Genomic DNA, 26,052 nt, shown 5'->3' with positions numbered 1-26,052 from the left:
CGGCCGATCAGCGTCGACTTGCCGTCGTCGACGGAGCCGCAGGTGATGAAGCGCAGCAGCGTTTTGTGCTGGTGCTGCTCCAGATAGGCGTCGATGTCTTCGGCGATCAGCGCGTCGGTCTTGTAGACGGGATCGTTCGTGGGCGCGGTGGTGGCCATCAGAAATACCCCTCCTGCTTCTTCTTCTCCATGCTCGCCGCCTGGTCGTGATCGATCACGCGGCCCTGGCGCTCGCTGGTGGTAGTGAGCAGCATCTCCTGGATCACCTCGGAAAGCGTCGCCGCCTCGCTCTCCACCGCGCCGGTCAACGGAAAGCAGCCGAGCGTGCGGAAGCGGATCGAGCGCTCGACGATCTCGGGCTTGCGGCCCAGCGCCTGCTCCACCCGGTCGAGGTCATCGGCCATGAACAACTGACCGTCGTGCACGTAGGTCGGGCGCTTCTGCGAGAAATAGAGCGGCACGATCGGAATGTCGTTGAGCTGGATGTACTGCCAGATATCGAGTTCGGTCCAGTTCGAGATCGGGAACACCCGGATGCTCTCGCCCTTGGCCTTCTTGGCATTGTAGAGGTGCCACAGCTCGGGGCGCTGGTTCTTGGGATCCCAGCGGTGATTGGCCGAGCGGAAGGAGAAGACGCGCTCCTTGGCGCGGCTCTTCTCCTCGTCGCGGCGCGCGCCGCCGAAGGCCACGTCGAAGCCATATTTGTCCAGCGCCTGCTTCAGTCCTTCCGTCTTCCACATGTCGGTATGGAGCGGGCCGTGCTGGAACGGGTTGATCCCGCGCTCCTGCGCCTCGGGATTGTGGTAGACCAGCAGCTCCATGCCGCTCTCGCGCGCCATCCGGTCGCGCAGCTCGTACATCGCCTTGAACTTCCACGTCGTGTCGACGTGGAGCAAAGGAAATGGCGGCGGCGAGGGATAGAAGGCCTTGCGCGCCAGATGCAACATCACGGCCGAGTCCTTGCCGACCGAGTAGAGCATCACCGGCTTCTCGGACTCCGCGACGACCTCGCGCATGATCTGGATCGATTCGGCCTCGAGGCGTTCGAGGTGGGTGAGGGTACGGGCCACAGGCTTCTCCTGACGATCGCCACGCCCTTGCCAGAGCGACGCGATCGGCGCACTTCCCATACGGGAACATGCTGTCACGCACCGATCAGACCGAGCTGCTGGAGCCGCTTCACGCTGGCGTTCACGAGACGCCGCGCTGGGCGACCTTCCTGGCGCGCCTGCGCCAGCGCATGCGTGCCGATGCCGCGGTACTGGTCGCGGGCGGGCACGTGCTGCACTCCGGCCTCGATTTAGATCAACTACGCGAGAAGGCCGACCTCCCTTCGTTCGGCGCCCCCGCTTATGCCGCGCTGCGTCCCGGGCGGATCTATGCGGGCGAGGAACTGGTCGATCCGGTGCGCGCAGCGGCGCGGCGGCGCCCTCCCGCCTTCGCCCGCGTCCTGCGCGCGGCGGGCGCGGAGGCCCAGGGCTTGCTGGTGGGGCTGCGCACCGAACGCGATTTCGCCGCGGCCGACGCGTCGGTACTCGCCGGGCTCTCCGCCCATCTCGCTATCGCGCTCGATACGCGGGCGCGGCTGGCGCGCGCGGAGACTTCGGCGGCACTGTCGGCAGACGCGCTGGCTGCGGCGCGCACCGCCTGGCTCGGGTTCGATGCGGAGGCGCGATTGGTCGCCGCCAGCCCCGCATGCCCACCGCTGCTCGCGGACGCGGGCATCGTAGCGGTGTCCGGCCGCCGCCTCGCCGGTCTCTCGGGCGAGGCGGAAGCCAGCCTGGCGTCCGCCTGCGCGGCGTTCGGGGTCGTGGACGGGGCGCCAATCCGCCTCACCACCCGCGCGCCGATGGACATGCTGGTGGTTCCAGCGGCGCAACCGTCAGGCGCCGCGGTGGCGGTAGGCCTGCTGCGCCTGCCGCCCTCCCCCTCGCCGGCCCGGCACCGGCTGCTGATGCGGCTCCACGGCCTGACCGAGACCGAGGCACGGCTTGCCGAGGCGATCGTCGGCGGCGCTTCCCTGGATGAGGGCGCGCGAATTTGCAGGCTGAGCCGGGAATCGGCCCGCACCTATTCGAAGCGCATCTTCGCCAAGACCCGTACGCGCGGCCAACCGGACCTGGTTCGGTTGCTGCTCACCGGTCTGGGCGGGCTCGACACCTCCCCGCCCCCTGCCTAGATCGATGCGCGACATCAGCTGATACGGGGACCGGGGTGCAGGAAGACTTGATGACGGCGCTGCTCGACGCGGCGCATGAGGCGGGAATCATGGTGATGCGCCACCGCGCCGCCGGCGTGACTGCCGAGACCAAGGCGGACAAGTCGGTGGTCACCGCCGCCGATCGCGAGGCCGAGGCGGTGATCCTGAAGGTGCTGGAGCGCGTCGCCCCCGGCGTGCCGGTGGTCGCCGAGGAGGAGTCCGCCGCCGGGCGCCAGCCGGTACAGGCCGAGCGCTTCTTCCTGGTCGATCCGCTCGACGGCACCAAGGAGTTCCTGTCGGGGGGCGAGGACTTCACCGTCAACATCGCGCTGATCGAGAGGGGAGTTCCCGTGCTGGGGGTGGTTTATGCGCCTGCGGAGGGCGTGATGTGGTGGGGCGATGCCGAAGGGGCCCGCCGCGCCGTCTGGCCGATCAACGGTACCCGTGGCGAAACCACGACCGTCGGCTGCGTGACCTGTGGCGCGGCGCCGCGCGCGGTCGCGTCCAAGAGCCATGCGACACCCGAGACCGAAACCTATCTCACCCATTGCAATGCGGGCGAGCGCCTCTCGATCGGATCGAGCCTGAAGTTCCTGCTGGTCGCCGACGGCAAGGCGGACCTGTATCCGCGGGCCGGACCGACGATGGAGTGGGACACCGCCGCGGGCGACGCGGTGCTGCGCGCGGCCGGCGGCATGACCTACGATCTGGCGGGTTCGCCGCTCACCTACGGCAAACCGCACTACTTCAACCCGGGTTTCGTCGCCACGGGCGGGCACGAATCGGCCGCACTGGGTCCGTTCTACCCCAATCATCAGACCGAGCCGGGCCGGCGCTGACGCCTCCCGGCGAAAGCCGGCGGTTCCCCCATCGGGCGAACCGCCGGGATCGCGTCAGCTCGCGGCGGCTTCGCCTGCGGCCTTCTTGCCCTTGCCGCCCTTGCCCTTCTTCGCACCCTCGGTCACCGAGAGCGCAACGCCTTCCTTGGTGAGCGCGCGTACCAGCTTGCGCGCTTCGGTGGTGTAATCGGCCTTCTTGGACGCCCAGCGCGTCTTGAACTCCTTGTCGCCGGGTTTGCCGTCCGCGCGGGCAAGCGCGCGTGCCACGAAGCGTGACGCCTTGCGGGCCGCCTGCTGCTCGGGAGTTGCCGGCTTCTTGGGCTTGGGGGCCGGAGCCGCAGTCTCGGTATCGGTCATGGTCGATCTCCTAGGGTGATGGTGGTCGCCACCGCCGCGTGTAGCAAATCAGCGCAGCCGCGCCAGCGTCTCCGGATCGGGAATCTCGGCAAAGAAGTGCCGCAGCGCGGCGTCGAACGGCGCCGGATCATCCGCCACCGCGGCGAACAGGGTCATGGAGGAGCGCAACTTGACCGCATCGATCGGGCCCAGGATCGCTTCGGCGCTTCCAGGTGCCTGCGTGACTGCTTGAGTCGCCTCCACCAGCCTCGGACCAAGCAGCGGATGGGCGAGATAGGCGCGCGCCTCGTCCGCATCGGCGATCGCGTAGAAACGAGCGGTCTCGCTACGTCCGAGGCCGGCGATCTGGGGAAAGACGAACCACATCCAGTGCGTGCGCTTTCGCCCCGCCCTCAGTTCGGCGAGCGCCGTTGGGTAGATGCCGTCCTGCGCGGCGACGAAACGATCGAGTGCGGCCATCCGGGGGCAACCCGGCAGCGGGGATTGACGTTCCGCCCTCATGCTTGAGCACGTTCCTTCCTGGCTGGGCCATGCGTTGCGCGGCCTGCGGGCGGGCGCGGGCAAGCTGGCGATCGCACAGCCGGGACTCGGCGCCTTTGGTACGCTGACGCTGTCGAGCCCGGCGTTCGCCGACGGCGCGCGCCTGCCCGAGCGGTTCACCGCGGATGGCGCGGGCGTCTCGCCGCCGCTGCTCTGGTCTGGCGTGCCCGAGGGCACTGCGCTGCTCGCGCTGCTGGTGGAGGATGCCGACACGCCTGCGTTGGTGCCGCTGGCGCATGCGGTGGTCTGGGGCCTGCCGGCGCGGTCGGCGCGGCTGGCGGAAGGCGCGATGGCTCGCGACGGCGTAGGTTCGGCGGAGGGGGGTGACGTGGGCCGCAACTCGTTCCGCGGCGAGGGCTGGCTGCCGCCGGATCCGCCAACCGGACATGGCGTGCACCGCTACGTGTTCCAACTGTTCGCGCTCGGTGGGGAGATGACCGGACCGGGCCAGTCGCCGGGGCGCTCCGCGGTCATCGAGGCGATGGCAGGCCGGGTGCTGGCGGCGGGGGTGCTGACCGGAACCTATTCGCGCGGCGAGCCGGCGAGGAACGGTCTGGCGCGCGCCGCCGCGCTCCCGGCCTGACGGGGCCGCCTCACGCGACCGGCACCACCGGCAGCGCCGCGCTGAGCATCACCGAGCCGATGAACAGCGCACCGAATACGCTGACGAGGTTCGAACTAAGGTTGAGCTGAAGCATGATCCTGATCCCTTGTTGCTCCGCGCCGACCCTCCGGTGCGGATGCCAAGGTTTTTGCAGAGGTCGTGCCAATCAGTGTAAGTTATTGATTGTAAATCGTGCACGTCGATGGTCAGTGCGCCATTCGGCGCTTTCCGCCAACTTGGGCTAGCTCAGCCGCCAACGTTCGGGATTTCGCGCATACAGTTCCGCCCCGCCTGTTTGGCGGCGTAGAGCGCCGCATCGGCGCGGACGAGCGCCGCCTCCAGCGGCTCGCCGCGCGTGATGCCGGTCAGGCCGGCGGAGAAGGTGACGGCGCCGATCACCTCATCGGTCTCGCGCACGCGCAGGCGGCGCTGCGCGGCGCGTTCGCGCGTTTCCTCAAGTGTCCCGCGCGCTATCGCCAGCGTGGGGAAGATCATCACGAACTCCTCGCCACCGAACCGCGCGACGAAGCCTTGCGGGCAGCTCTCCGCGAGCGAAGCGCCGATCGCCTTGAGCACGCGGTCGCCCACCGCATGGCCGAACCGGTCGTTGACCTGCTTGAACCGGTCGATGTCGCAGATGGCGAGCGCCGCCTCCTCCTGGTCGAGCGCGGCATAAGCCTCATCGAAGGCGCGGCGATTGGGCAGGTCGGTCAGCGGGTCGCGGCGCGCGGAGCCGCGGGCCTCGTCCAGCGCGGCACGTAGCTCGTCCGCCTCGCGCGTCGCGCTTGCCAGGCGGGACTCGGCGATGCGGGCGCGCTCGATCATGACCGAGGCGAGATGGACGATGCCGCCGATCTGCGCGGCGGGGGAATGATCGGCGAGCGTCGCTGCAAGGTCGCGACCGAAGTCCTGCGCCTCGACGCTCATCGCGTGCACGGTATCGCGGAACCCGTCGACCTGCAGTCGCGTGCGGGCGACCAGCGCATCGGCGAACTCGGTGCGCTCGGCAGGTGGGGGTGGCGTCACCGCGACGCCGGTCTGGGCTACGCCGCCCAGCCGCACCACGTCCTCCACACTCAGCCGGAGCCCGCCCTGGGTGAGTCGCAGGATCTCGGTCGCGAGCGGCCCATCCGGGTCGACCACGTTCGCATGAGCCAGAGCATAATTGGCGGGGTGAGGCGAGAGTCGATGCGCCCGCAGAAACGCACCGGCCTGTGCGAACAGATCCACCGGCTGCTCCTGCCGGCGCACGGTCATCGCCAGAAGCCCCATGTCCCCCCAGTCCAAAGATGCGGCCCATCTCCGCGGAGGCGGTGGTAAGGCCGAGTCGCTAACATTCGGTTGGCACGGTGGCGTAACGACCGGCTTGTCGCGGCCATAGCGCGTCTTACATCGGCAACACACTTGCGGGCCGGACCGCACAACGGCAATTGACGGGCGACAGGCTGGAGGCATGCGATGGCGACGACACCCGAGACGACTGCCCCGACATTGACGTTGACCCCGCCCGATCCGGTGCCGGTGGTAGAAGCGGAGAAGGCCGTCGGCCTGGTGCCGGTGGAGGACGCTAAGAGGTCGCAGCTCGAAACCCGCGTCGACGAGTTCATCGCCCAGCTGGTGGCACAGGACGCGAACAGCCCCGAGTTCGGCAAGCGCGTGGACGCGATCACCGCGATGGGCGCCAAGGAGATCCGCGACGCCGCGGGCCAGTCGAACCGCTTCCTCGATCGGCCGACCCGCGCGATGGACCAGGAGACCGGGGTCGGCAAGGATCTTGCCGAGCTGCGCCGGGTGGTGGAGGACCTCGATCCCGGCAAGCGCAGCAACCTAACCGCGCCCAAGAAGCTGTTCGGCATCCTCCCGTTCGGCAACAAGATGCGCAACTATTTCGATAGCTACAAGTCGAGCCAGACGCACATCTCGCAGATCCTGAAGAGCCTCGCCTCCGGCAAGGACGAGCTGCTGATGGACAATGCCGCGATCGATACCGAGCGCGCCAATCTGTGGACCTCGATGGGCCGGTTGGAGCAGATGATCCACCTGTCCAAGACGATGGACGCCAAGCTGGAGGACAAGGCTAACGAGCTCGATCACAGCGATCCCGCCAAGGCCAAGGCGATTCGCGAGACCGCCTTGTTCTACACTCGCCAGCGCACCCAGGATCTGATGACGCAGATGGCGGTGACGGTGCAGGGCTATCTGGCGCTGGACCTGGTCAAGAAAAACAATGTCGAGCTGGTGAAGGGCGTCGATCGCGCCAGCACCACTACCGTCTCGGCGCTGCGCACCGCGGTCACCGTCGCGCAGGCGCTGGCCAACCAAAAGTTGGTGCTGGACCAGATCACCGCGCTCAACACCACCACCGCGGGGATCATCGATTCGACCGGCAAGCTCCTCAAGGAGAATACCGCCCGCATCCATGAGCAGGCGGCGTCCGCTACCATTCCGCTGGAGACGCTGCAGCGCGCGTTCCAGAACATCTATGACACGATGGACGCAATCGACACCTTCAAGCTGAAGGCGCTCGACAGCATGAAGACGACGGTCAACACGCTATCGACCGAGCTCGACAAGTCGAAGGGCTATATCGCCCGGGCCGAGGGCGCAAACCAGAACCGGCTGGCGGGCCCCGGCGACACATTCAAGCTGGAGGCGCTGTGAGCGCTCCGTCCGACCAGGTCATCGCGGACGCCCGCGCCGCCTATCAGCGGATCACCGGACGGGACGATCCGGCCGACTATGCGGTGCGTCGCCGCCGTGCCGGCAAGTCCAAGCTAGGCCAACGGATCGCGCGCATCGCGATCGCCGATGCCGCGATCCTGGTCGCCGCGGTGGTGGTCGGCATGGTTTGGCCACTCGGCCTGTTCGGTGCGCTGGCGGTGATGGCGCTGCTGATCGCGACCACGATCGTGCTGGCGATTTTGCCCGGCGAGGCCCCGCCCCCGCCCGAGCGGCTGCGCGAGGCAAACCTGAAGGCGCTGCCCGACCAGACCGCGCGCTGGCTCGACACGCAGCGCCCCATGCTGCCGCCCCCTGCACGCAGCCTTGCGGACCAGATCGGCATCCGGCTGGAGACGCTGCGCACCCAGGTCGCGGCGCTTGACGAGAGCGCGCCGGTCGCCACTGAAGTGCGGAAGCTGGTCGGCGAACAACTGCCAGACTTCATCCGCGACTATCAGAAGGTGCCCGCCAACCTGCGCGGCGTGGCGCGTAACGGCCAGACCCCGGACGGCCAGCTGGTCGAGGGGCTTGGCGTGATCGACCGCGAAATCGCGCAGGTCAGCGAGCAGTTGGCTCAAGGCGACCTCGACGGGCTGGCGACGCGCGCGCGCTTTCTGGAGATCAAGTACAAGGGCGACGATTCCGCCTGACCTGGCGTACCCGCGGCGTCAGTCTGGATGGAGCGTTCCGCGATAGCCGACCACCAGGCCGATTCCAGGGAGCGCGATCTCCACGTCGAAGCGGAAGCGGCCGTCCGCTTCGGTTTCGAAGCTCTCGCCACGAGGCAGCAGCGCGCGCGGCATCGGCACGCCCAGCAGCGACCAGCGGCGCGGGACGAGCCGCAAACGGTCGCCCTCCACCACCAGCGCCAGCGAGAAGGCGGCAAGACCGAACCGCTCGACGAGCAGGTACGAGTCGCGCCCCTGCCCCCCGCGCTGGACCGAGGTGAAAGCGCGGCTGCCGAACCGGCGGGTCCAGCGCTCGCCGCCGTTCTCGGGAGAGAAGGAGACCAACACCGGCACCGCCGCGCCCGCCTCTGGAAAACCGATCAGCGCGGCGACCAGCGCCGCCAGCAGGCCGCGCCCCCGCCGCACCTCGGCGGTGCCCGCCCAGCGGCGCTCGGCATTGCTGTCGTGCAACGCGCGGACCGAGGCGGGCAAGGTGGCGAAAGCGGAACCTAGCAGGCGCGGGTAGAGCGGCGCGGACACCGCATCGTCGCGGAAGCCCATGTGGATGCGGCGCCCGGCGAACAACGCCGCATAGTCGGCGAGGTCGAGCGCGGCGACGGCGGAGCGCGCGCCCGGCGCCGGGCGCTCCCCCGCGAGCAACTTGCGGATCACCGCCTCGACCGCCATCGACGGGATATACGGACCATCGTCGCCCTCGGCGAGCAAATGCCAACTGCGCTCGACCGGCTGGCCGCCGGCGACGCCGGTGGTGCGGATGTACATGCCGCCGCGATGCTCGCCGAAGCGCATTCGGTTGAGCACGGAGTAGAACAGGCGCGAGAAGGGCGCGAAGGACGGCAGGCGGAAGGCGGCGCGCGCCTTCGCCAGCAGGTTGAGGATGCGGTGCAGGCTCTCCGGCACCGGCCCCGCCCCCATCCAGATGTCGGTGATCGAGGGATGTTCGGGCGGGATCACCCGCAGGTCGGGAACGTCGACCAGCGAGAAGCGAATGTTGCGCAGCGGCAGGCGGCCGGGCACCGCAACGGTGAAGCGCCGGCTCTCGGCGAGGCCGATGCCGTGCGTTGCGCGTCCGCCGCGGCGCAGCTGCACCGGCGCGCCGGCATAGCCGACCACCGCGCGCATGACGTTGAGGCCGATACCGGCATAGGGCGAGGGCGCAATCCCACCTTCGACAGTGACGAGGTCCATGTCCTGCGCCATCTCGCGTAGCACCGCGGCGGTGAGCACGGGAAAGCTGCTCACGCCCGAGAGGACGAACACACCAGCCGCCCTGGCCTGAGCGTCGAATCGGGGCACGCCGAACACGAAGTCGGCGGCATCGGCGAAGTCGAGATAGTCGACCCCCGCCGCGATGCAGGCGGCGATCACGCCATAGCGGGTGTCGCCATAATCCTGGAACGGCCCGGAGGCATCGACGACGAGATCCGGGTGGTGCGTGGCGAGTGCGGCGGCGAGGTCGGCGCGGTCGAGCGCGACCGGCGTAGCGCGCGCCGTGCCGCGGTAACGCGCGCAGAACGCCTCCGCCCGGGCGCGATCACGGCCGCAGATGAGGAGCTCGACCGGCAGGTCGGTGAGCAGTTCGGCGAGGCGTCCGCCGAACACACCATAGCCGCCGAGGATCAGCACGCGCAGCGCGGGCGCATCGGTCACAGCAGCCGGTCCCGATGTTCGGGCGGGGCAAGCCAGCAGGTGTCGCGCCGGCCGAACAGGCGATAACGGTTGCGCGCCACCCAGCGATAGACCGGATCGCGCACCGCCGCGGGAATGACGCGCACGGCGCCGAGCAGCCGCCAGGGCAGGCCCAGCCCCTCGTAGATGCTCAGCACCGCATCGCTATCGCGGCGGACCCGATCGCGCTCGACCACCAGGATGGTGCCGGGATCGCGCGGGTCCATGCCGTGGCGGCGGTAGATCGCCGCGCCCACATCGCCCTGCATCGAGGCGAGGCGGAAGCGCGCGGCCTTGTCATGCCGCAGCACGAAGCGCGCATTGGCGGAGCAGAGCACGCATTCGGCGTCGAAGAGGATGACCGGGCCTGCCGTATCGACCGCCATGCCATCCTCCCTGCCGTACCGCCCGGATCAGTCGAGCCGGCGGGCGAGTTCCTTGTTGAGGCCCAGGGCGATCAGCGTCGCCACCGCGCCCGAGAGCAAATAGCCGCCCGCCGCGACCAGCCCGAAGGTGCGCGCGAGCAGCAGCGCCGCCAGCGGGGCGAAGCCGGCGCCGAACAGCCAGGCGAGGTCGCTGGTCAGCGCCGCGCCGGTGTAGCGCGCGCGCTTGGGGAAATTGTTGGTGACCGCGCCGGAGGACTGGCCGAAGGACAGGCCGAGCAGGATGAAGCCCGACAGCATGAACGCGATCTCGCCCGCATTGCCGCCGTCGAGCAGCTGCGGCGCGAAGCCCGAGAAGACCGCGATCGCTGCAGCGGTATAGCCCAGCACCGAGCGGCGGCCGATCCGATCCGCCAGCATTCCCGAGACGATGATCGCGCCGACGCACACGGCCGCACCGACCATCTCGATCAGCAGGAAGCCGGCGATGTCCTCCTGCGTGTAGAGCGCGATCCAGGAGAGCGGGAACACCGTGACCATGTGGAACAGCGCGAAGCTGGCGAGCGGGGCGAAGGCGCCGATGATGATGTTGCCCCATTGCGCCTTAACCGTCGCGGTGACGCGCGATGGGGTGAGCTCGCGACTCTTGAACAGTTCGGTGTATTCGGGCGTCACCACGATGCGCAGGCGCGCAAACAGCGCCACCACGTTGAGCGCAAAGGCGACGAAGAAGGGATAGCGCCAGCCCCAGGACAGGAAGTCCTCCGGCTGGAGCGTCGAGACGAAGAAGGCGAACAGCCCGCTGGCGACGATCAGGCCGAGCGGGGCGCCGAGCTGCGGCACCATCGCCCACCAGCCGCGATGCTTCTCCGGCGCGTTGAGCGCGAGCAGGGAGGCGAGCCCGTCCCACGCGCCGCCCAAGGCGATGCCCTGGCCGAGACGGAAGACGGCGAGCAGCACCGCCGACCAGGTCCCCACCGTCTCATATCCCGGCAGGAAGGCGACCGCCACGGTGGAGGTGCCCAGCAGAAACAACGAGATCGTCAGCTTGGTACCCCGGCCATAGCGCCGGTCGATTGCCATGAAAATCTGCGTGCCGATCGGGCGGGCGATGAACGCGAGCGGAAACAGCGCGAACGACAGGACCGTGCCCGAGATCCGGTCCAGATACGGGAACACCACCGCGGGAAAGACGAGTACCGAGGCGATCGCATAGACGAAGAAGTCGAAGAACTCGCTGGTTCGGCCTATGATCACGCCGATCGCGATCTCGCCCGGTTTGACCTGCCCGTCGTGGCGGGTGTTTACGAGCCGGGCGTCGTGCTCGAGCGATGCGGAATGGGCCATGACGGATGCAACTCTTTCAAGGATTGGCGGCTCCCTACACCGATGCACCGATGCGCGGGATGAGACAAATTGTCCTATTCCGCTGCATTGCAGCAAGGCCTAGGCGGCTCGCGATGACTCGCCTTCCCTCCCGAGGCCTCCTGGCCGCCGCGGCGCTGCTGCCGCTCCTAACCGGCGCGTGCAGCACCGTGGTGATGGACCCGGCCGGCGATGTCGCCCGCCAGCAATCCAGCCTGATCCTGTGGTCGACCGGGCTGATGCTGCTGATCATCGTGCCGGTGATGGTGCTGACCGTGCTGTTCGCGTGGCGCTACCGCGCGGGCGGCGATGCGGAATATGATCCCGAGTTCGACCATTCCACGGGCCTCGAGCTGGTGATCTGGTCCGCGCCGCTGCTGATCATCATCGCGCTGGGCGCGCTGACCTGGCTGAGCACGCACACGCTGGATCCCTACCGCCCGCTGTCGCGGCTCGCGGCGGGCAAGCCGGTGCCCAAGGACCAGCGCCCGCTGGAGGTGCAGGTCGTCGCGCTCGACTGGAAATGGCTGTTCATCTATCCCGAACAGGGCATCGCCACCGTCAACGAACTGGTGGTGCCGGTGGACCGACAGGTCCGCTTCCGCCTGACCTCGTCGGACCAGATGAACACCTTCTGGGTGCCGACCATGGCGGGGATGATCTATTCGATGCCGGGCATGGAGACCGCGCTGCACGCGGTGCTCAACCGCACGGGCAGGTTCGAGGGCCGCTCCGCCAATTATAGCGGCGCGGGCTTCTCGGGCATGACCTTCTGGACGCATTCGCTCGACCAGGCGGGGTTCGACCGCTGGGTGGCGGGCGTGCGGCGGCAGCCGATGCGGCTGAACCGGGCGACCTATCTCAAGCTGGCCAAGCCGAGCGAGAAGGTGAAGCCGATCGGTTTCGGCGCGGTCGATCCGTCGCTGTACGACCGGGTGGTGCGGATGTGCGTGAAGCCGGGCGTGCCCTGCATGGATATGGCGCACGGCCATGGTCATGGCGCCGGCACCAACAACCGCCCGCCCCAGCCCGGGGAGGCCGAGGGCGCGCTGATGCGCGATCCCGACGAGAAGGGCACTAGCCCGCACTTGTCGGCGCCGCACGGCGAGGCCCCCGGCGAGCAGGACCGCGGCGCCGACGCCAACCGCAATCTCACCTCCCTTGACGCACCGGTGCTGCCCGGCGTCGCGGCCATCGCCCGCGGCTGAGGAACCACGATGTCCGATACCCTGATGAAGACCATCTTCGGGCGGCTCACGATCGAGAGCTTCCCCATCCACGAGCCGATCATCGTCGGCACCTTCGCCGTGGTCGCGCTGGGCGGCGTGGCGCTGGTGGGCGCGCTGACCTATTTCAAACTGTGGGGCTATCTCTGGAAGGAGTGGTTCACCAGCGTGGACCACAAGCGGATCGGCATCATGTACATGGTGCTGGGCATCGTGATGCTGCTGCGCGGCTTCGCCGATGCGCTGATGATGCGCGGCCAGCAGGCGATCGCCTTCGGCGCGAACGAGGGCTATCTCAATGCGCACCATTATGACCAGGTGTTCACCGCGCATGGCGTGATCATGATCTTCTTCGTGGCGATGCCGTTGGTGACGGGCCTGATGAACTACATCGTCCCGCTCCAGATCGGCGCGCGCGACGTGAGCTTCCCCTTCCTCAACAACTTCAGCTTCTGGATGACCACCGCGGGCGCGGTGATCGTGATGGCGAGCCTGTTCGTCGGCGAGTTCGCGCGCACCGGCTGGCTGGCGATGGCGCCTTTGTCGGGGCTGGACTACTCACCGGATACCGGTGTCGATTATTACATATGGGCATTGCAGGTGGCGGGCGTCGGCACGCTTCTGTCAGGCGTCAACCTGCTCGCCACCATCGTCAAGATGCGCGCACCGGGCATGGGCCTGATGAAGATGCCGATCTTCACCTGGTCCGCCCTCGTCACCAACGTGCTGATCATCGCCGCCTTCCCGGTGCTGACCGCGGTGCTGACCCTGCTCAGCCTCGACCGCTATGTTGGCACCAACTTCTTCACCAATACCGGTGGCGGCAATCCGATGATGTACGTCAACATGATTTGGATCTGGGGCCATCCGGAAGTGTACATCCTGATCCTGCCTGCGTTCGGCGTCTATTCGGAGATCGTCTCCACCTTCTCCGGCAAGCGGCTATTCGGCTATACGTCGATGGTCTATGCGCTGATCGTGATCTGCATCCTGTCCTATCTGGTCTGGCTGCACCATTTCTTCACCATGGGCTCGGGCGCCAGCGTCAACAGCTTCTTCGGCATCACGACGATGATCATCTCTATTCCGACGGGTGCGAAGATCTTCAACTGGCTTTTCACCATGTACCGCGGGAAGATCCGCTATGAGTTGCCGATGATGTGGGCGGTCGCCTTCATGCTCACCTTCGTGATCGGCGGCATGACCGGGGTGATGCTGGCGGTGCCGCCGGCGGACTTCCAGTTCCACAACTCACTGTTCCTGATCGCGCACTTCCACAACGTGATCATCGGCGGCGTGGTGTTCGGCATGTTCGCCGGCATCAACTACTGGTGGCCCAAGGCGTTCGGCTTCACGCTCGACCGCAAGTGGGGCGTGGTGAGCTTCTGGGCGTGGAACATCGGCTTCTGGGTCGCCTTCGGGCCGCTCTACGTGCTGGGGCTGATGGGCATCACCCGCCGGCTGCGCCACTTCGACGATCCCTCGCTTCAGCCGTGGTTCATCGTGGTGGCGATCGGCGCATTGATCATCGCGGTGGGGATCGCGGCATTTCTGATGCAGATCTACGTGAGCATCAAGAACCGCGATGCGCTGGCCGACACCACCGGTGACCCGTGGAACGGCCGTACGCTCGAATGGGCGACCTCCTCGCCGCCGCCGGCATATAATTTCGCCTTCACGCCCGTCATCCACGACCTCGACGCCTGGTACGACATGAAGAACCGCAAGGCCGCGCGGCCTACCGAAGGCTTCCGCGCGATCCACATGCCGAAGAGCACCGGCACAGGCGTGATCCTGGCGGGGCTGTCGATGGTCTTCGCGCTGGCAATGGTGTGGTACATCTGGTGGCTGGCCGCCGCGTCGTTCGCGGGCGTGGTGATCGCCTCGATCTGGCACACGTTCAACTACGACCGGGACTTCGACATTCCCGAGGAGGACGTGCGCCGCAACGAGGACATGCGCACCGAAGCACTAGCGCGGGCGGGAGTCTAAATCGATGAGCACCGCCACTCCCCCGGCCGCCGAAGCACCCGTCTTCTACGAGCTCGACGAGCATCCGCATCCGCCCGGCGCCAGCACCATGCTGGGCTTCTGGCTCTACCTGATGAGCGACTGCCTCATCTTCGCGATGCTGTTCGCCGCTTATGGCGTGTACGGCGGCAGCACCGCGGGCGGGCCCGGCCCGCGCGAGCTATTCGAGCTGCCGCTGGTGGCGCTCAACACCGCGCTGCTGCTGTTCTCCTCGATCACCTACGGCTTCGCGATGATCGCGGCCGACGAGGAGAAGCAGGGCGCCGCGCTCGGCTGGCTGGCGGTCACCGGCTTGTTCGGCCTCGGCTTCCTGTGCGTCGAGCTCTACGAGTTCAGCCACCTGATCCACGAGGGCGCCGGGCCGCAGCGTTCGGCCTTCCTGTCGTCCTTCTTCACCCTGGTCGGCACGCACGGGCTGCACGTCACCTTCGGCCTGATCTGGCTGGTGGTGCTGATGGTGCAGGTGATGCGCCGCGGGCTGATCGCGGACAATCTGCGCCGGCTCCAGTGCCTTTCCATGTTCTGGCACTTCCTGGACGTCGTGTGGATCGGCGTCTTCACCTTCGTCTATCTGATGGGAACGATCCGATGAGCGGGCACGATCACGCCCATGGCGACCACGATCACGGCCATGGCGACGGGGCACCGCACGGATCGCGCAAGAGCTACATCATCGGCTTCCTCTTGTCGGTGGTGCTGACCGCGATCCCGTTCGCGCTGGTGATGACGAATGCGCTGGCCGATCCGCGGCTGACCGCGGGGATTATCACCGCCTTCGCCGCGGTGCAGATCGTCGTGCACATGATCTTCTTCCTGCACATGAACGCCAAGTCGGAAGCCGGCTGGACGTTGATGGCGCTGATCTTCACCGTGATCATCGTGGTGATCGCGATCGCCGGGTCGCTGTGGGTGATGTACCACATGAACGTCAACATGATGCCGCAGGGTGAGATGGCAGGTCCGATGACCGGCGGGGCCACCGGGAGCATGGAGGGGATGTGACCCGCACCCGCGCCGCACTGGTCGCGCTCGCCCTCGCGGGCGTGGCGATGCTGCTGGCGCTGGGCGTGTGGCAGCTCCAGCGGCGCGCGGTGAAGCTGGACCTGATCGCGCGGGTGGAGCGGCGGCTGGCGGCGCCGCCGGTCGCGCCGCCGATCGGGGCGGTGGCGCGCGACGACGAGTATATGAAGGTGATCGCGCGCGGGCGGTGGCGCGTTGGCGACACCTATACGCAGGCGGTGACGGTGCTCGGGCCCGGCTTCTGGGTGCTGACCCCTTTCGAGACCGCGCGCGGGACGGTGCTGGTCAACCGCGGATTCGTGCCGGCGGGGATGCGCGGCAAGGCCCCTTCCCCGCGCAGCGGGACGGTGCGCGGCCTGCTGCGGCTCAGCGAGCCGGGCGGCGGCTTCCTGCGGACCAACGATCCGGCCGCCGACCGCTGGTTCTCGCGCGACGTGGTGGCGATCGCGGCGGCGCGGCGGACCGGGCCGGTCGCGCCCTATTTCATCGATGCCGAGGCGAACGGCGGAGGCTGGCCGCGCGGCGGGCTGACGGTGGTGCGCTTCCGCAACACGCACCTCGTCTATGCGCTCACCTGGTTCGCACTGGCGGGGCTGGTGGGCTTTTTCACCTGGCGGATCGCGCGAGTGGGGCGGGGGGATTAGAAGCGGCCCACACCCTCCGTTCGTGCTGAGCGAAGTCGAAGCACATTGGCAAGCGCAGCGCTTGCCCTTCGACTACGCTCAGGGTGAACGGAGGTGGTTGATGTCCAGCCGAACCGGAGATCTGCAACGCCAATGACCACCCCCGCCGCCCTCGGCCGTCGCAATGCCCGCCTGCTGGTGCTGCTGCGCTGGCTGGCGGTGTTCGGGCAGCTGGCGACGATCCTCACCGTCCACGCGGTGCTCGGCGCGGCGCTGCCCTTGTGGCCGATGCTGGCTGCGCTGGCGGTGCTGGTGGCGCTCAACATCGCGGTCACCGCGGCGCGCGGGCGGTGGCCGGTGACCGCGCCGCAGGTGTTCGCCACCCTGCTGGTCGATGTCGCCTGCCTGACCGTGCAGCTGTATCTGTCTGGCGGCGTCGGCAATCCGTTCGTGTCGCTCTACCTGCTCCAGGTGGTGCTCGCCGCCGTGCTGCTGCCGGCTTGGGCGGGATGGGCGATGGCGGGGCTGACCAGCGCGCTGTTCGCCGCGCTCGCCGCGGTGGCACCGCCGGTGCGGCTGCCGCCAGGCTATGCCTCCGACCTGTCGGCGCCGTACATCGCGGCAAACTGGTTCAACTACACGCTCGCCGCGGTGCTGCTGGTGCTGTTCGTCACCCGCATAGTGCGCAACCTGTCGCAGCGCGACGCGCGGCTGGCGGCATTGCGCCAGCGCGCGGCGGAGGAGGAGCATGTCGTGCGCATGGGCCTGCTCGCCAGCGGCGCCGCGCACGAATTGGGCACGCCGCTTTCCTCGATCGCGGTGATGCTGGGCGACTGGCAGGCCGAGCCCGCAGTCGCCGCCTCCCCCACCCTGCGCGCCGACTTGGCCGACATGCGCGCCGAGGTGATGCGCTGCAAGGAGATCCTGGGCAACATCCTGCTCGCCTCGGGCGAGGTGCGCGGCGAGGCGCCGGTGCGGACCACTTTGGCGGCGTTCTTGGACGGCATCGTCGCGGGCTGGCGCGGTGCGGGCAGCGTCGCAGTCGAGTGGCGCAACTTGGCGGGCAGCGGCGAGACGCGGATCGTCGGCGACAAGGCGTTGGCGCAGACGATCCAGAACCTGCTCGACAATGCCGCCGAGGCCGGCGCGCGGCGGATCGCGGTGACCGCGCGGCGCGACGGCGCGATGCTGGAACTGACCGTGGAGGACGATGGGGTCGGCTTCGCGCCCGAGATCCTCGCCAAGCTGGGCAAGCCCTATCAGAGCACCAAGGGCCGGCGCGGTGCGGGCATCGGCCTGTTCCTGGCGAGCAACGTGCTGCGCACGCTTGGTGGCACGCTGGAGGCGGGCAACCGCGCGGGCGGCGGCGGCATGGTGCGGATCGCGCTGCCGCTGGCGGCGCTGGCGATCGGGGAGGACATATGAAGCTGCTGATCGTGGAGGACGATCGCGTCTTCGCGCGCACCCTGTGCCGCTCGCTGGAGCGGCGCGGCTACGAAGTCGAGACGATCGCGCATCCCGATGAGCTGGACGACGTGCTGGTGCGGTTCCGGCCGGGGTTCGCAGTGGTGGACCTCCGGCTAGAAGGAGCCTCCGGCCTGACCGCAGTGGCACGGCTCCACGCCGCCGACCCGGAGACGCGGATCGTGGTGCTGACCGGTTTCGCCAGCATCGCCACCGCGGTGGAGGCGGTGAAGCTGGGCGCGACCAATTATCTCACCAAGCCTGCCACCACCGACGACATCCTCGCGGCGCTGAACGCTGACGCGACCGGAAACGCCAGCGTCGACGTTCACGCCCCCGCCACCTCGCTGCGCACGGTGGAATGGGAGCATATCCACCAGGTGCTGGCGGAATGCGACTTCAACGTTTCGGAGGCGGCACGGCGACTGGGGATGCACCGGCGGACCTTGGCGCGGAAGCTGGAGAAGCGGCACCTTTGATCCTCCCCCGCAGGGGGAGGGGGACCATGCGAAGCATGGTGGAGGGGCGGCGCCGCTGGGCGAAGCGCTTGTGGCGGACGCCCCTCCGTCAGCCTTCGGCTGCCACCTCCCCACTCTGTGGGGAGGATCTCAGGCCGCCCGCAGCCCCGGTAGCAATTTGTCCAGCGTCAACGGATACTCCCGTACCCGCACCCCGCACGCATTGTACACCGCGTTCGCGATCGCCGCGCCGACGCCGCACAAGCCCAGCTCGCCGACGCCCTTGGCCTTCATCGGCGAGGACATCGGGTCCACCTCGTCGAGGAACACCACCTCCTGGTGCGGCACGTCGGCGTGAACGGGCACGTGATACTCCGCAAGGTCGTGGTTGACGAAATAGCCGAAGCGCGTGTCCACGACCGCTTCCTCCATCAGCGCCGCGCCCAGCCCCATGGTCATTGCGCCGATCACCTGGCTGCGCGCGGTCTTGGGGTTGAGGATGCGCCCCGCCGCGCACACCGCGAGCATGCGGCGGACGCGCACCTCGCCGGTATAGGCATCCACCGCCGCCTCGACGAAATGGCCGCCGAAGGTGGACTGCTGATAGGTCTCGGAGAGCTTGCCATAGTCGAGCGTGTCCTCCGCGACTGTGCCGGCTGCCTCGGCGAGCTTCACGCGCCGGTTGCCGCTCTTCACCTCGCCGCCATCGAATACCGCATCGGCCGAGTTGATGCCCAGCTTTGCGGCCACCGCCTCGCGCAGCTTGACGCAGGCGGCATAGACGCCTGCCGTGGCGCTGTTGCCGCCCCATTGCCCGCCCGAGCCCGAGGAGGTCGGGAAGCGCGATTCGCCCAGCTTCACCTCCACCTGCTCCAGTGGCACGCCCATCATCTCGGCAGCGGTCTGCGCGATCACCGTGTAACTGCCGGTGCCGATGTCGGTCATGTCGGTCTCGACGGTGATCCGCCCGCCCGTGCCCACCGTCACCCGCGCGCCCGACTTCTCGGTCAGGTTGTTGCGGAAGGCGGCGGCAACGCCCATGCCGACCAGCCAACGACCCTCGCGCACTTGGCCCGGCCTGGCATTGCGCTTCGACCAGCCGAACCGCTCGGCGCCCTGGCGCAGGCAGCCGACGAGGTCGCGGTGCGAGAACCTGCGTTCGGGCTTGGCGGGATCGACCTGGGTGTCGTTGACGATGCGCAGCTCCACCGGGTCCATGCCCAAAGCCTCGGCCAGCTCGTCCATCGCGATCTCCAGCGCCATCATCCCCGGCGCTTCGCCCGGCGCGCGCATCGCATTCCCTTCGGGCAGGTCGAGCGTCGCGAGCCGGGTGGAGGTGAGGCGATTGGCGCCGGCGTAGAGCAACTCGGTCTGCGCGGGCGCGGTCTCGGGCCCACCGCCGGGCAGGTCGCCCGACCAGCTTTCGTGCGCGATCGCCTGGAGCCGGCCCTGCCGGTCCGCACCCAGCCGGATGCGCTGGATGGTCGCCGGGCGATGCGTGGTGTTGTTCATCACCTGCGGGCGGGCGAGCGCCACCTTGACCGGGCGGCCGGTTGCGCGCGCACCGAGCGCGGCGAGGATCGCGTCCGAGCGGACCCACAATTTGGAGCCGAAGCCGCCGCCGACGTAAGGGCTGCTGACCTGGATCTTCTCTTTGGGAACGAGCAACGTCTCGGAGAGATCGCGCACCGCCCAGTTGATCATCTGGTTGGAGGTCCAGACGTGGAGCACATCCCCCTGCCATGCCGCGATCGTGGCGTGGGGCTCGATCATCGAATGGCTCTCGTCGGGCGTGGTATAGGTCTGGTCGATCTTCACCGCGGCGGCGGCGAAGCCCGCGTCGAAGTCGCCGACCCGCTTGATGCCGGAGGAGGCGCTGCCCTCCCCGCTCGCATCGCCCTTGGGCGGTGCGGCCTTCATCTCGGCGGCGAGGTCGAATTTCCCCGAAGCTCGCGCATATTCGACACGGACGAGGCGGGCGGCGGCGCGGGCCTGTTCGAACGTGTCGGCGACGACGAGGGCGACCGCCTGGTCGTAATGCTGGACTTCGGGGCCGGCGAGCAGCTTGGCGGTGATCGCCTTGGCCTTGCCAAGCCTGCCGGCGTTCCGGTGCGTCACCACCGCGCGCACGCCCGGCGCGGCTTCCGCTTCGGACGTGTCGATCGACGAGATTGTGCCCTTGGCGATCGCGGCGCCGACCATATAGCCGTAGAGTGCATCCGGCGCGACGTCGTGACGCTCATAGGCGTAGGGCGCCCGGCCCGTGGTCTTGAGCGGGCCGTCGATCCGGTCGTGCGGCTTGCCGACGACACGGAGGCGATCGATCGGGTTCTCACCTGCGGGAGTTTCGAACTTCATGCCTTGGCCTCCGCCAGCACCGCGGCGAGCGTACGCTCGGTCAGCGGCAGCTTGAACGCATTCTGTTGAGTAGGCTTGGCGCCCGACAGCGCCGCTTCCGCGACCGCCTTGGGCCCGCGCGACGCAGCCGCATCCGCCTCGGCGACCCGCCACGGCTTGTGCGCGAGCCCGCCGAAGGCGAAGCGCCCCTTGCGATCGCCGCCGATCACCGCCGCCACCGAGACGGTGGCAAAGGCATAGGACGCCCGGTCGCGGACCTTGCGGTAGATGTGGGTGCCGCCCAATGGCTTGGGCAAGATGACGCCGGTGATCAGCTCGCCCGACTGGAGCGTCGTCTCGATGTGCGGCGTGTCGCCGGGCAGGCGGTGGAAGTCGGCGATCGGAATCGCGCGGGTCTGCCCGTCGGCGCGCACCGTCTCCACCGTAGCGTCGAGCACGCGCATAGCCACCGCCATGTCGCTGGGATGCGTGGCAATGCACGCCTCGCTAGTGCCGATCACCGCCAGGTTGCGGTTGAACCCGCCGATCGCGGCGCAGCCGGTGCCGGGCTTGCGCTTGTTGCACGGCTTGGTGGTGTCGTAGAAATACGGACAGCGGGTGCGCTGGAGCAGGTTGCCCGCGGTCGTCGCCTTGTTGCGCAACTGACCCGAGGCGCCCGCCAGAAGCGCGCGGCTGAGCACGCCATAGTCGCGGCGGACGCGCGGGTCGGCAGCGAGATCGGTGTTGCGGACCAATGCGCCGATCCTGAGGCCACCGTCCAATTCTTCGATCTTGTCGAGGCCGAGGCGGTTGACGTCGACGAGGTGCTGGGGCGTCTCGATCTCCAGCTTCATCAGGTCGAGCAGGTTGGTGCCGCCCGCAATCAGCTTGGTGCCGGGGCGCGCCGCGGCAGCCGCCGCCTCGGCCGCGCTGGCGGCGCGGGTGTAGGTGAATGCCTTCATGCCTGTTCCCCCGCCACTTCCTGGATCGCCTCGAAGATGTTCGAATAAGCGCCGCAGCGGCAGATGTTGCCGCTCATCCGCTCGCGTACCTCCATCTCGGAGAACTTCGCCTCGCCGGTGAGGTCGTCGGTGACGTGGCTGGGAATGCCCGCGCCGATCTCGTCGAGCACCGCCACCGCCGAGCAGATCTGGCCGGGGGTGCAATAGCCGCACTGATAGCCGTCATGCTTGACGAATGCGGCCTGCATCGGGTGCAGTTGCTCGGGCGAGCCGAGGCCTTCGATCGTGGTGACCTTGTCGCCCTCGTGCATGACCGCCAAGGTCAGGCAGCTGTTGATGCGGCGGCCGTTGACCAGCACGGTGCAGGCACCGCACTGGCCATGGTCGCAGCCCTTCTTGCTGCCGGTGAGTTTGAGATGCTCGCGCAGCGCGTCGAGCAGGGTGACGCGGGTGTCGAGCGTCAGCGTCTCGGCCTTGCCGTTGATGGTGAGCGAGACGGTTTCGGTGGGCGGTGCGGACATCGGGGCTCCCGGCGAGGTTCCAGGCGACTGGGCGTGGGCGATCGGGCCGGCGGCGGCTGTGGCGAGGCCAGCCGCGCCACCGGCGATGACGCCCCGGCGCGAAACGGCGTTGGTTTGGGTCATGCGGGTTTCCAAGGGAACGCCGGAACGGCGCGTGCAGCGCGTAACCCGGTGTGGGGGAGGTGAGTTCCGGTTGCGAGTCGGTTGCAGTGGCAAGGGCGCACTTCCCTCCTCCGTTCGTCCTGAGGAGGGACTGAGCGCGAGCGAAGGCCCGTCTCGAAGGATATCGCTTGGGGTGGTCCTTCGAGACGCCCCTTCGCTACGCTCAGTGGCTCCCCGGGACGAACGGCGTGGGTGAGCTGACTCGGGTGGAGTTCAGAACACCGCCGCGACCAGCTGGCGGAAGGCATCCGCACGGTGGCTGATCGCGTTCTTCACGTCGTCGGCCAGTTCGCCGAACGTCTGCTCATGGCCGTCGGGCACGAACATCGGGTCATACCCATGGCCCCCGTCGCCCCGAGGAGGCCAAGTGAGCGTGCCGTCGACCCGCCCTTCGAACCACTCGACATGCCCGTCCGGCCAGGCGAGCGCGAGCGCGCAGACGAAGTGCGCGTCGCGCGAGGCGCCTTCGGGCAGCGCATCCAGTTTTTCCTGCACCCGGCGCATCGCCACGCCGAAGTCGCGCCCTTGCAGGTCCGACACCGCGGCGAGACCGGCGACGCCCGGATCGGCGGTGCCCCAGCGCGCGGAGAAGATGCCGGGCTCGCCGCCAAGCGCCTCGACGCAGAGCCCGCTATCGTCGGACAGCGCAGGCAGGCCGGAGAGGTCCGCCGCGACCCGCGCCTTGAGCTCGGCATTCATCACGAAGGTCGTGCCGGTCTCCTCCGGTTCGGGCAGGTCGAGCGCCGCCGCCGACACCGTCTCGATGCCATAGGGGGCGAGCAACGCCTCGATCTCGCGCACCTTGCCCTCATTGTGGCTGGCGATCACCAGCCGGCCCGGCTGGAGCTTGCGGATCGCCTGCGGGACCTCGCCTTCCCCGCTCATTGGGTCGCGCGCTCCTGCGCCGCGAAGATCTCGGCACAGCCGATCCGGGCGAGGCGGAGCAGGCGGAGCAAGGCCTCCTCGTCATAGCAGGCGCCTTCCGCGGTTGCCTGGACCTCGGCGATCTTGCCGTCGCCGAGCAGCACGAAATTGCCGTCCGCGTCGGCGGCGGAGTCCTCAAGATAGTCGAGGTCGAGCACCGGCGTGCCCTGGTGGATGCCGCAGCTGATCGCCGCCACCTTCTGCTGGATGGGGTCGGCGGTCAGCTTGCCCTCCGCCATCAGCGTGTTGACCGCGAGGCGCAGCGCCACCCAGGCGCCCGAGATCGCCGCCGTCCGCGTGCCGCCATCGGCCTGGAGCACGTCGCAGTCGAGGGTGATCTGGCGCTCGCCGAGCAGCGCCATGTCGGTGACGGCGCGCAGCGAGCGGCCGATCAGCCGCTGGATCTCCTGGGTGCGGCCGGACTGCTTGCCCTTCGCCGCCTCGCGCGACCCGCGGGTGTGGGTGGCGCGCGGGAGCATGCCATATTCGGCGGTGACCCAGCCCTGCCCCTTGCCGCGCAGGAACGGTGGCACCCGCTCCTCGACCGATGCGGTGACGAGCACGCGGGTGTCGCCGAAGCCGATCAGCACAGACCCTTCCGCGTGGCGGGTGAAATGCGGTTCAATGGTGATTGCGCGCATCTGATCGGGGGCGCGGCCGCTGGGGCGCATAATCTTCAACTCCCATGTGTCCCCGCGAAGGCGGGGACCCAGTCTGAGCTCCCGCCTACGCGGGAGCACAACGAGGAACAAGCCGTCCCCGTTGAGCAACGCGCCCTCCCCGCCTAGATCACCCCCATGCGCCCCGCGCCGCCGATCGCCGAACTGTCCGACCGCGCCCGCGATATCTTCCGCCGGGTGGTGGACGGCTATCTGGAGAGCGGCCAGCCGGTCGGCTCGAAGACGCTGGCGCTGTCGGGCCTCAACCTCTCCCCCGCCTCGATCCGCGGCGTGCTGGCGCAGCTGGAGACGGCAGGGCTGCTCGCCGCGCCGCACACCTCCGCCGGGCGCATGCCCACCGATCTGGGCCTGCGCCTGTTCGTCGACGGCATGATGCAGACGCACGAGCCGACCGCCGAGGAGCGCCAGGCGATCGCCGCGCGTGCGGGCACCGCCGGGCCGGTGGAGGAGGCGCTGGCGGCGACCACCGCGGCGCTCTCCGGCCTTTCCGCCTGCGCCGGGCTGGTGATGGTGCCCAAGCGCGAGACGGTGCTGCGCTCGATCGGCTTCGTGCCGCTTTCCCCCACCCAGGCGCTCTGCGTCCTGGTGGGTGAGGATGGCAATGTCGAGAACCGGGTGATGGACCTGCCCGCCGGGATGAGCCCCGTCGCGCTGATGGAGGCGGGCAATTACGTCTCCGCGCGTTTGTCCGGGCTGACTTTGGCCGAGGCGCGGGCGCGGCTCGATCGCGAGCTCGCCGGCGGCCGCGCCGCGCTCGACGGCGCCGCGCGCGACCTGGTCGAGCGGGGCCTGGCGGTGTGGAGCGAGGATGGCGAGCGCCGCCCGGTCCTAATCGTCCGCGGCCAGGGCCGCCTTCTCGACGATGCCGCCGCGGCGGACCTGGAGCGGGTGCGCGAGCTGCTCGACGATCTCGAAGGCAAGCAGGAGGTCGCTGCCCTGCTCGATTCCGCGCGCGCCGGCGACGCCACCCGCATCTTCATTGGCGCGGAGACGCGGCTGTTCGCGCTGTCGGGCTCCGCCGTGATCGCGCGGCCGTTCCGCGGCGCCGACGGGCGGGTGGTCGGCGTGGTCGGCGTGATCGGCCCCACCCGGTTGAACTATGCGCGTGTGGTGCCCATGGTGGATTTCACGGCCGCGACGCTCGCCCGGCTGATGGGGTGAGCGGGCGGCGATCGTATTGGAACAGGGACTTTTATGAGCGACCAGACCCCCCCGGCCGAGGACCTGCGCGAGGAGACCGCCGCCGCCCCCGAGGTCGCGGAGCATGACGCCAGCACCGCGCGCATCGCTGACCTTGAGAACCAGCTTGCCGAGGCGAAGCAGCAGACGCTCTACGCCCAGGCCGACATCCAGAACGTCCGCCGCCGCGCCGAGAAGGATGCCGCCGACGCGCGCAGCTATGCCGCCACCGCCTTCGCGCGTGATGTGCTGAGCGTCCACGACAATCTGGAGCGCGCGCTCGCCGCGATCCCCGCCGAGCTGCGCGAGGACGAGAAGATGAAGGGCCTGGTCACCGGGCTGGAGGCGACCGGGCGCGAGCTGGTCAGCGTGTTCGGCCGGCATGGGCTGACCCGCATCGAAGCGATGGGCCAGCCGCTCGATCCCAACCGCCACCAGGCGATGATCGAGATGCCCAGCGATGCCGCTCCGGGGACGGTGGTGCAGGAGATGCAGTCGGGCTGGATGATCAAGGACCGGCTGCTCCGCCCCGCGCTGGTGGCGGTGGCGAAGGCGCCGGAGTGATCCCTTAGCCGTCGTCCCCGCTTCCGCGGGGATGACGGGGGCGGTAGAATGGGGGCCCCCAAGGAGCCTCCCCATGTCCGACCTTCGCGACCGCGCCGTCCAGCTGTACGACGCTTTCACCCACGACCATCACGACCGGCGCACTCTGCTCAAGCAGATGACCGCGCTGGCCGGGTCGGTCGCCGCGGCCGAGGCGCTGATCGCCGGGATCGCCGCCTCGCCCGCGGCCGCCGCACTGACCGACGCGAACGACGCGCGGATCAGCGCGGAGATGCGCGCCGGCACCGAGGCCGGCGCCCCCGCCCGCGCCTATTTCGCCGCGCCCAAGCGCCCCGCCAGGGCCGGCGCGGTGCTGGTGATCCACGAGAACCGCGGCCTCACCCCGCATATCCAGGATGTCGCGCGCCGCATCGCGCTCGCCGGCTTCGTCGCAATCGCGCCCGACCTGCTCGCACCGCAGGGCGGCACGCCCGCGGACGAGGACCGCCATCAGGTTTTGAACGGTTTCTTTGCCCAAATAGTGGTCGATGCGATAA

At 68.9% G+C, this 26,052-nt stretch carries 26 protein-coding genes and 1 pseudogene; 15 read left to right on the top strand and 12 right to left on the bottom strand.

Translation table 11 applies throughout. From position 1 onward, the window contains the following. Positions 1-157: 157 nt before the first annotated feature. The gene (gene cysD, locus ACFDTH_RS10285; protein WP_375287433.1) at positions 158-1,129 is read right to left on the bottom strand and encodes a sulfate adenylyltransferase subunit CysD; all 972 of its coding nucleotides are present in this window, start codon (positions 1,127-1,129) and stop codon (positions 158-160) included. An 8-nt stretch (positions 1,130-1,137) separates the two neighbouring features. Here cysD and ACFDTH_RS10280 point away from each other — a divergent pair, with 8 nt between their 5' ends. Next, the gene (locus tag ACFDTH_RS10280) at positions 1,138-2,178 is read left to right on the top strand and encodes a helix-turn-helix transcriptional regulator (protein ID WP_375287432.1); all 1,041 of its coding nucleotides are present in this window, start codon (positions 1,138-1,140) and stop codon (positions 2,176-2,178) included. 50 nt (positions 2,179-2,228) lie between these two features. Then, a complete protein-coding gene (cysQ, locus tag ACFDTH_RS10275) occupies positions 2,229-3,038 on the top strand; it encodes a 3'(2'),5'-bisphosphate nucleotidase CysQ (RefSeq protein ID WP_375287431.1) in 810 nt (269 codons plus the stop codon). 54 nt (positions 3,039-3,092) lie between these two features. Here the strand turns inward: cysQ and ACFDTH_RS10270 are convergent, their stop codons facing one another. Next, the gene (locus ACFDTH_RS10270; protein WP_375287430.1) at positions 3,093-3,395 is read right to left on the bottom strand and encodes a hypothetical protein; all 303 of its coding nucleotides are present in this window, start codon (positions 3,393-3,395) and stop codon (positions 3,093-3,095) included. Between the two features lie 48 nt (positions 3,396-3,443). After that, on the bottom strand, positions 3,444-3,854 hold the full coding sequence (locus ACFDTH_RS10265; protein ID WP_375287429.1) for a DUF1810 domain-containing protein: 411 nt from the start codon (positions 3,852-3,854) through the stop codon (positions 3,444-3,446). A 40-nt stretch (positions 3,855-3,894) separates the two neighbouring features. On the opposite strand from ACFDTH_RS10265, the gene ACFDTH_RS10260 reads away from it, so the two are divergent. Continuing rightward, positions 3,895-4,518 (top strand): YbhB/YbcL family Raf kinase inhibitor-like protein, encoded by a 624-nt coding sequence (locus tag ACFDTH_RS10260; RefSeq protein ID WP_375287428.1) that lies wholly within the window; start codon positions 3,895-3,897, stop codon positions 4,516-4,518. Positions 4,519-4,785: 267 nt separating this feature from the next. On the opposite strand, the gene ACFDTH_RS10255 is transcribed toward ACFDTH_RS10260, so the two are convergent. Beyond that, complete coding sequence (locus ACFDTH_RS10255) at positions 4,786-5,811, bottom strand: diguanylate cyclase domain-containing protein (RefSeq protein WP_375287427.1); 1,026 nt, start codon at positions 5,809-5,811, stop codon at positions 4,786-4,788. 186 nt (positions 5,812-5,997) lie between these two features. On the opposite strand from ACFDTH_RS10255, the gene ACFDTH_RS10250 reads away from it, so the two are divergent. Together ACFDTH_RS10250 and ACFDTH_RS10245 are read left to right on the top strand one after the other, a co-directional pair. Next, a complete protein-coding gene (locus tag ACFDTH_RS10250; protein ID WP_375287426.1) occupies positions 5,998-7,200 on the top strand; it encodes a toxic anion resistance protein in 1,203 nt (400 codons plus the stop codon). Further along, a complete protein-coding gene (locus ACFDTH_RS10245; RefSeq protein ID WP_375287425.1) occupies positions 7,197-7,910 on the top strand; it encodes a hypothetical protein in 714 nt (237 codons plus the stop codon). Before ACFDTH_RS10250 ends, ACFDTH_RS10245 begins: the two co-directional genes overlap by 4 nt. 18 nt (positions 7,911-7,928) lie before the next feature. On the opposite strand, the gene ACFDTH_RS10240 is transcribed toward ACFDTH_RS10245, so the two are convergent. Genes ACFDTH_RS10240 through ACFDTH_RS10230 form a run of 3 tightly spaced genes read right to left on the bottom strand, consistent with a single transcriptional unit; the run spans position 7,929 to position 11,347 of the window. Then, positions 7,929-9,599: a DUF4166 domain-containing protein gene (locus ACFDTH_RS10240; RefSeq protein WP_375287424.1), complete on the bottom strand. Its 1,671-nt coding sequence runs from the start codon at positions 9,597-9,599 to the stop codon at positions 7,929-7,931. Further along, positions 9,596-10,003, bottom strand: a complete 408-nt coding sequence (locus ACFDTH_RS10235; RefSeq protein WP_375287423.1) for a thiol-disulfide oxidoreductase DCC family protein — start codon at positions 10,001-10,003, stop codon at positions 9,596-9,598. The genes ACFDTH_RS10240 and ACFDTH_RS10235 overlap by 4 nt, the downstream gene beginning before the upstream one ends. 27 nt (positions 10,004-10,030) lie before the next feature. Next, complete coding sequence (locus ACFDTH_RS10230; protein ID WP_375287422.1) at positions 10,031-11,347, bottom strand: MFS transporter; 1,317 nt, start codon at positions 11,345-11,347, stop codon at positions 10,031-10,033. Between the two features lie 113 nt (positions 11,348-11,460). Here ACFDTH_RS10230 and cyoA point away from each other — a divergent pair, with 113 nt between their 5' ends. From cyoA to ACFDTH_RS10195, 7 genes are all read left to right on the top strand, one after another. Further along, positions 11,461-12,573, top strand: a complete 1,113-nt coding sequence (gene cyoA / locus ACFDTH_RS10225) for a ubiquinol oxidase subunit II (RefSeq protein ID WP_375287421.1) — start codon at positions 11,461-11,463, stop codon at positions 12,571-12,573. Positions 12,574-12,582: 9 nt separating this feature from the next. After that, positions 12,583-14,583: a cytochrome o ubiquinol oxidase subunit I gene (gene cyoB / locus ACFDTH_RS10220; RefSeq protein ID WP_375287420.1), complete on the top strand. Its 2,001-nt coding sequence runs from the start codon at positions 12,583-12,585 to the stop codon at positions 14,581-14,583. 4 nt (positions 14,584-14,587) lie between these two features. After that, a complete protein-coding gene (gene cyoC / locus ACFDTH_RS10215) occupies positions 14,588-15,214 on the top strand; it encodes a cytochrome o ubiquinol oxidase subunit III (protein ID WP_375287419.1) in 627 nt (208 codons plus the stop codon). After that, positions 15,211-15,624 (top strand): cytochrome o ubiquinol oxidase subunit IV, encoded by a 414-nt coding sequence (gene cyoD, locus ACFDTH_RS10210; protein ID WP_375287418.1) that lies wholly within the window; start codon positions 15,211-15,213, stop codon positions 15,622-15,624. Before cyoC ends, cyoD begins: the two co-directional genes overlap by 4 nt. Then, positions 15,621-16,286, top strand: coding sequence for an SURF1 family protein (locus tag ACFDTH_RS10205; RefSeq protein ID WP_375287417.1), 666 nt, complete (start codon positions 15,621-15,623; stop codon positions 16,284-16,286). The genes cyoD and ACFDTH_RS10205 overlap by 4 nt, the downstream gene beginning before the upstream one ends. Positions 16,287-16,418: 132 nt before the next feature. Next, positions 16,419-17,690 (top strand): ATP-binding protein, encoded by a 1,272-nt coding sequence (locus ACFDTH_RS10200; protein ID WP_375287416.1) that lies wholly within the window; start codon positions 16,419-16,421, stop codon positions 17,688-17,690. Further along, complete coding sequence (locus tag ACFDTH_RS10195) at positions 17,687-18,208, top strand: response regulator transcription factor (RefSeq protein WP_375287415.1); 522 nt, start codon at positions 17,687-17,689, stop codon at positions 18,206-18,208. The genes ACFDTH_RS10200 and ACFDTH_RS10195 overlap by 4 nt, the downstream gene beginning before the upstream one ends. Before the next feature lie 129 nt (positions 18,209-18,337). Here ACFDTH_RS10195 and paoC read toward each other — a convergent pair whose 3' ends face one another. The 5 genes from paoC to rph all read right to left on the bottom strand — a co-directional run bounded on the left by paoC (position 18,338) and on the right by rph (position 23,764). Next, positions 18,338-20,545 (bottom strand): aldehyde oxidoreductase molybdenum-binding subunit PaoC, encoded by a 2,208-nt coding sequence (gene paoC, locus ACFDTH_RS10190; RefSeq protein WP_375287414.1) that lies wholly within the window; start codon positions 20,543-20,545, stop codon positions 18,338-18,340. Continuing rightward, positions 20,542-21,486 (bottom strand): FAD binding domain-containing protein, encoded by a 945-nt coding sequence (locus ACFDTH_RS10185; protein ID WP_375287413.1) that lies wholly within the window; start codon positions 21,484-21,486, stop codon positions 20,542-20,544. The genes paoC and ACFDTH_RS10185 overlap by 4 nt, the downstream gene beginning before the upstream one ends. Beyond that, positions 21,483-22,130, bottom strand: a complete 648-nt coding sequence (paoA, locus tag ACFDTH_RS10180) for an aldehyde dehydrogenase iron-sulfur subunit PaoA (RefSeq protein ID WP_375287412.1) — start codon at positions 22,128-22,130, stop codon at positions 21,483-21,485. The genes ACFDTH_RS10185 and paoA overlap by 4 nt, the downstream gene beginning before the upstream one ends. 252 nt (positions 22,131-22,382) lie before the next feature. Beyond that, complete coding sequence (gene rdgB, locus ACFDTH_RS10175) at positions 22,383-23,054, bottom strand: RdgB/HAM1 family non-canonical purine NTP pyrophosphatase (protein WP_375287411.1); 672 nt, start codon at positions 23,052-23,054, stop codon at positions 22,383-22,385. Continuing rightward, entirely contained in the window at positions 23,051-23,764 is a 714-nt protein-coding gene (rph, locus tag ACFDTH_RS10170) for a ribonuclease PH (protein ID WP_375287410.1), read from the bottom strand. The genes rdgB and rph overlap by 4 nt, the downstream gene beginning before the upstream one ends. Before the next feature lie 126 nt (positions 23,765-23,890). Here rph and hrcA point away from each other — a divergent pair, with 126 nt between their 5' ends. The 3 genes and pseudogenes from hrcA to ACFDTH_RS10155 all read left to right on the top strand — a co-directional run. Continuing rightward, positions 23,891-24,934: a heat-inducible transcriptional repressor HrcA gene (gene hrcA / locus ACFDTH_RS10165; RefSeq protein ID WP_375287409.1), complete on the top strand. Its 1,044-nt coding sequence runs from the start codon at positions 23,891-23,893 to the stop codon at positions 24,932-24,934. A gap of 33 nt (positions 24,935-24,967) precedes the next feature. Next, positions 24,968-25,516 carry a nucleotide exchange factor GrpE gene (gene grpE / locus ACFDTH_RS10160; protein WP_375287408.1) on the top strand — a complete coding sequence of 183 codons (549 nt, stop codon included), beginning with the start codon at positions 24,968-24,970 and terminating at the stop codon, positions 25,514-25,516. 31 nt (positions 25,517-25,547) lie between these two features. Further along, a pseudogene (locus ACFDTH_RS10155) lies at positions 25,548-25,973 on the top strand (dienelactone hydrolase family protein); the annotation flags it as partial. Positions 25,974-26,052: the final 79 nt, after the last annotated feature.

The sequence above is a fragment of the Sphingomonas sp. genome (assembly GCF_042096255.1).
In the GTDB taxonomy this organism is placed as follows: Bacteria; Pseudomonadota; Alphaproteobacteria; order Sphingomonadales; family Sphingomonadaceae; genus Sphingomonas.
The sequence above is the reverse complement of the archived record's forward strand: the minus strand, read 5'-3'. Positions and strand labels throughout refer to the sequence as shown.

Coding starts and splice junctions, on each gene's coding strand:
- cysD (WP_375287433.1), bottom strand. CDS start 1,129: ATGGGAAGTGCGCCGATCGCGTCGCTCTGGCAAGGGCGTGGCGATCGT.
- ACFDTH_RS10280 (WP_375287432.1), top strand. CDS start 1,138: ATGCTGTCACGCACCGATCAGACCGAGCTGCTGGAGCCGCTTCACGCT.
- cysQ (WP_375287431.1), top strand. CDS start 2,229: ATGACGGCGCTGCTCGACGCGGCGCATGAGGCGGGAATCATGGTGATG.
- ACFDTH_RS10270 (WP_375287430.1), bottom strand. CDS start 3,395: ATGACCGATACCGAGACTGCGGCTCCGGCCCCCAAGCCCAAGAAGCCG.
- ACFDTH_RS10265 (WP_375287429.1), bottom strand. CDS start 3,854: ATGGCCGCACTCGATCGTTTCGTCGCCGCGCAGGACGGCATCTACCCA.
- ACFDTH_RS10260 (WP_375287428.1), top strand. CDS start 3,895: ATGCTTGAGCACGTTCCTTCCTGGCTGGGCCATGCGTTGCGCGGCCTG.
- ACFDTH_RS10255 (WP_375287427.1), bottom strand. CDS start 5,811: ATGGGGCTTCTGGCGATGACCGTGCGCCGGCAGGAGCAGCCGGTGGAT.
- ACFDTH_RS10250 (WP_375287426.1), top strand. CDS start 5,998: ATGGCGACGACACCCGAGACGACTGCCCCGACATTGACGTTGACCCCG.
- ACFDTH_RS10235 (WP_375287423.1), bottom strand. CDS start 10,003: ATGGCGGTCGATACGGCAGGCCCGGTCATCCTCTTCGACGCCGAATGC.
- ACFDTH_RS10230 (WP_375287422.1), bottom strand. CDS start 11,347: ATGGCCCATTCCGCATCGCTCGAGCACGACGCCCGGCTCGTAAACACC.
- cyoA (WP_375287421.1), top strand. CDS start 11,461: ATGACTCGCCTTCCCTCCCGAGGCCTCCTGGCCGCCGCGGCGCTGCTG.
- cyoB (WP_375287420.1), top strand. CDS start 12,583: ATGTCCGATACCCTGATGAAGACCATCTTCGGGCGGCTCACGATCGAG.
- cyoC (WP_375287419.1), top strand. CDS start 14,588: ATGAGCACCGCCACTCCCCCGGCCGCCGAAGCACCCGTCTTCTACGAG.
- cyoD (WP_375287418.1), top strand. CDS start 15,211: ATGAGCGGGCACGATCACGCCCATGGCGACCACGATCACGGCCATGGC.
- ACFDTH_RS10200 (WP_375287416.1), top strand. CDS start 16,419: ATGACCACCCCCGCCGCCCTCGGCCGTCGCAATGCCCGCCTGCTGGTG.
- ACFDTH_RS10195 (WP_375287415.1), top strand. CDS start 17,687: ATGAAGCTGCTGATCGTGGAGGACGATCGCGTCTTCGCGCGCACCCTG.
- paoC (WP_375287414.1), bottom strand. CDS start 20,545: ATGAAGTTCGAAACTCCCGCAGGTGAGAACCCGATCGATCGCCTCCGT.
- ACFDTH_RS10185 (WP_375287413.1), bottom strand. CDS start 21,486: ATGAAGGCATTCACCTACACCCGCGCCGCCAGCGCGGCCGAGGCGGCG.
- paoA (WP_375287412.1), bottom strand. CDS start 22,130: ATGACCCAAACCAACGCCGTTTCGCGCCGGGGCGTCATCGCCGGTGGC.
- rdgB (WP_375287411.1), bottom strand. CDS start 23,054: ATGAGCGGGGAAGGCGAGGTCCCGCAGGCGATCCGCAAGCTCCAGCCG.
- rph (WP_375287410.1), bottom strand. CDS start 23,764: ATGCGCCCCAGCGGCCGCGCCCCCGATCAGATGCGCGCAATCACCATT.
- hrcA (WP_375287409.1), top strand. CDS start 23,891: ATGCGCCCCGCGCCGCCGATCGCCGAACTGTCCGACCGCGCCCGCGAT.
- grpE (WP_375287408.1), top strand. CDS start 24,968: ATGAGCGACCAGACCCCCCCGGCCGAGGACCTGCGCGAGGAGACCGCC.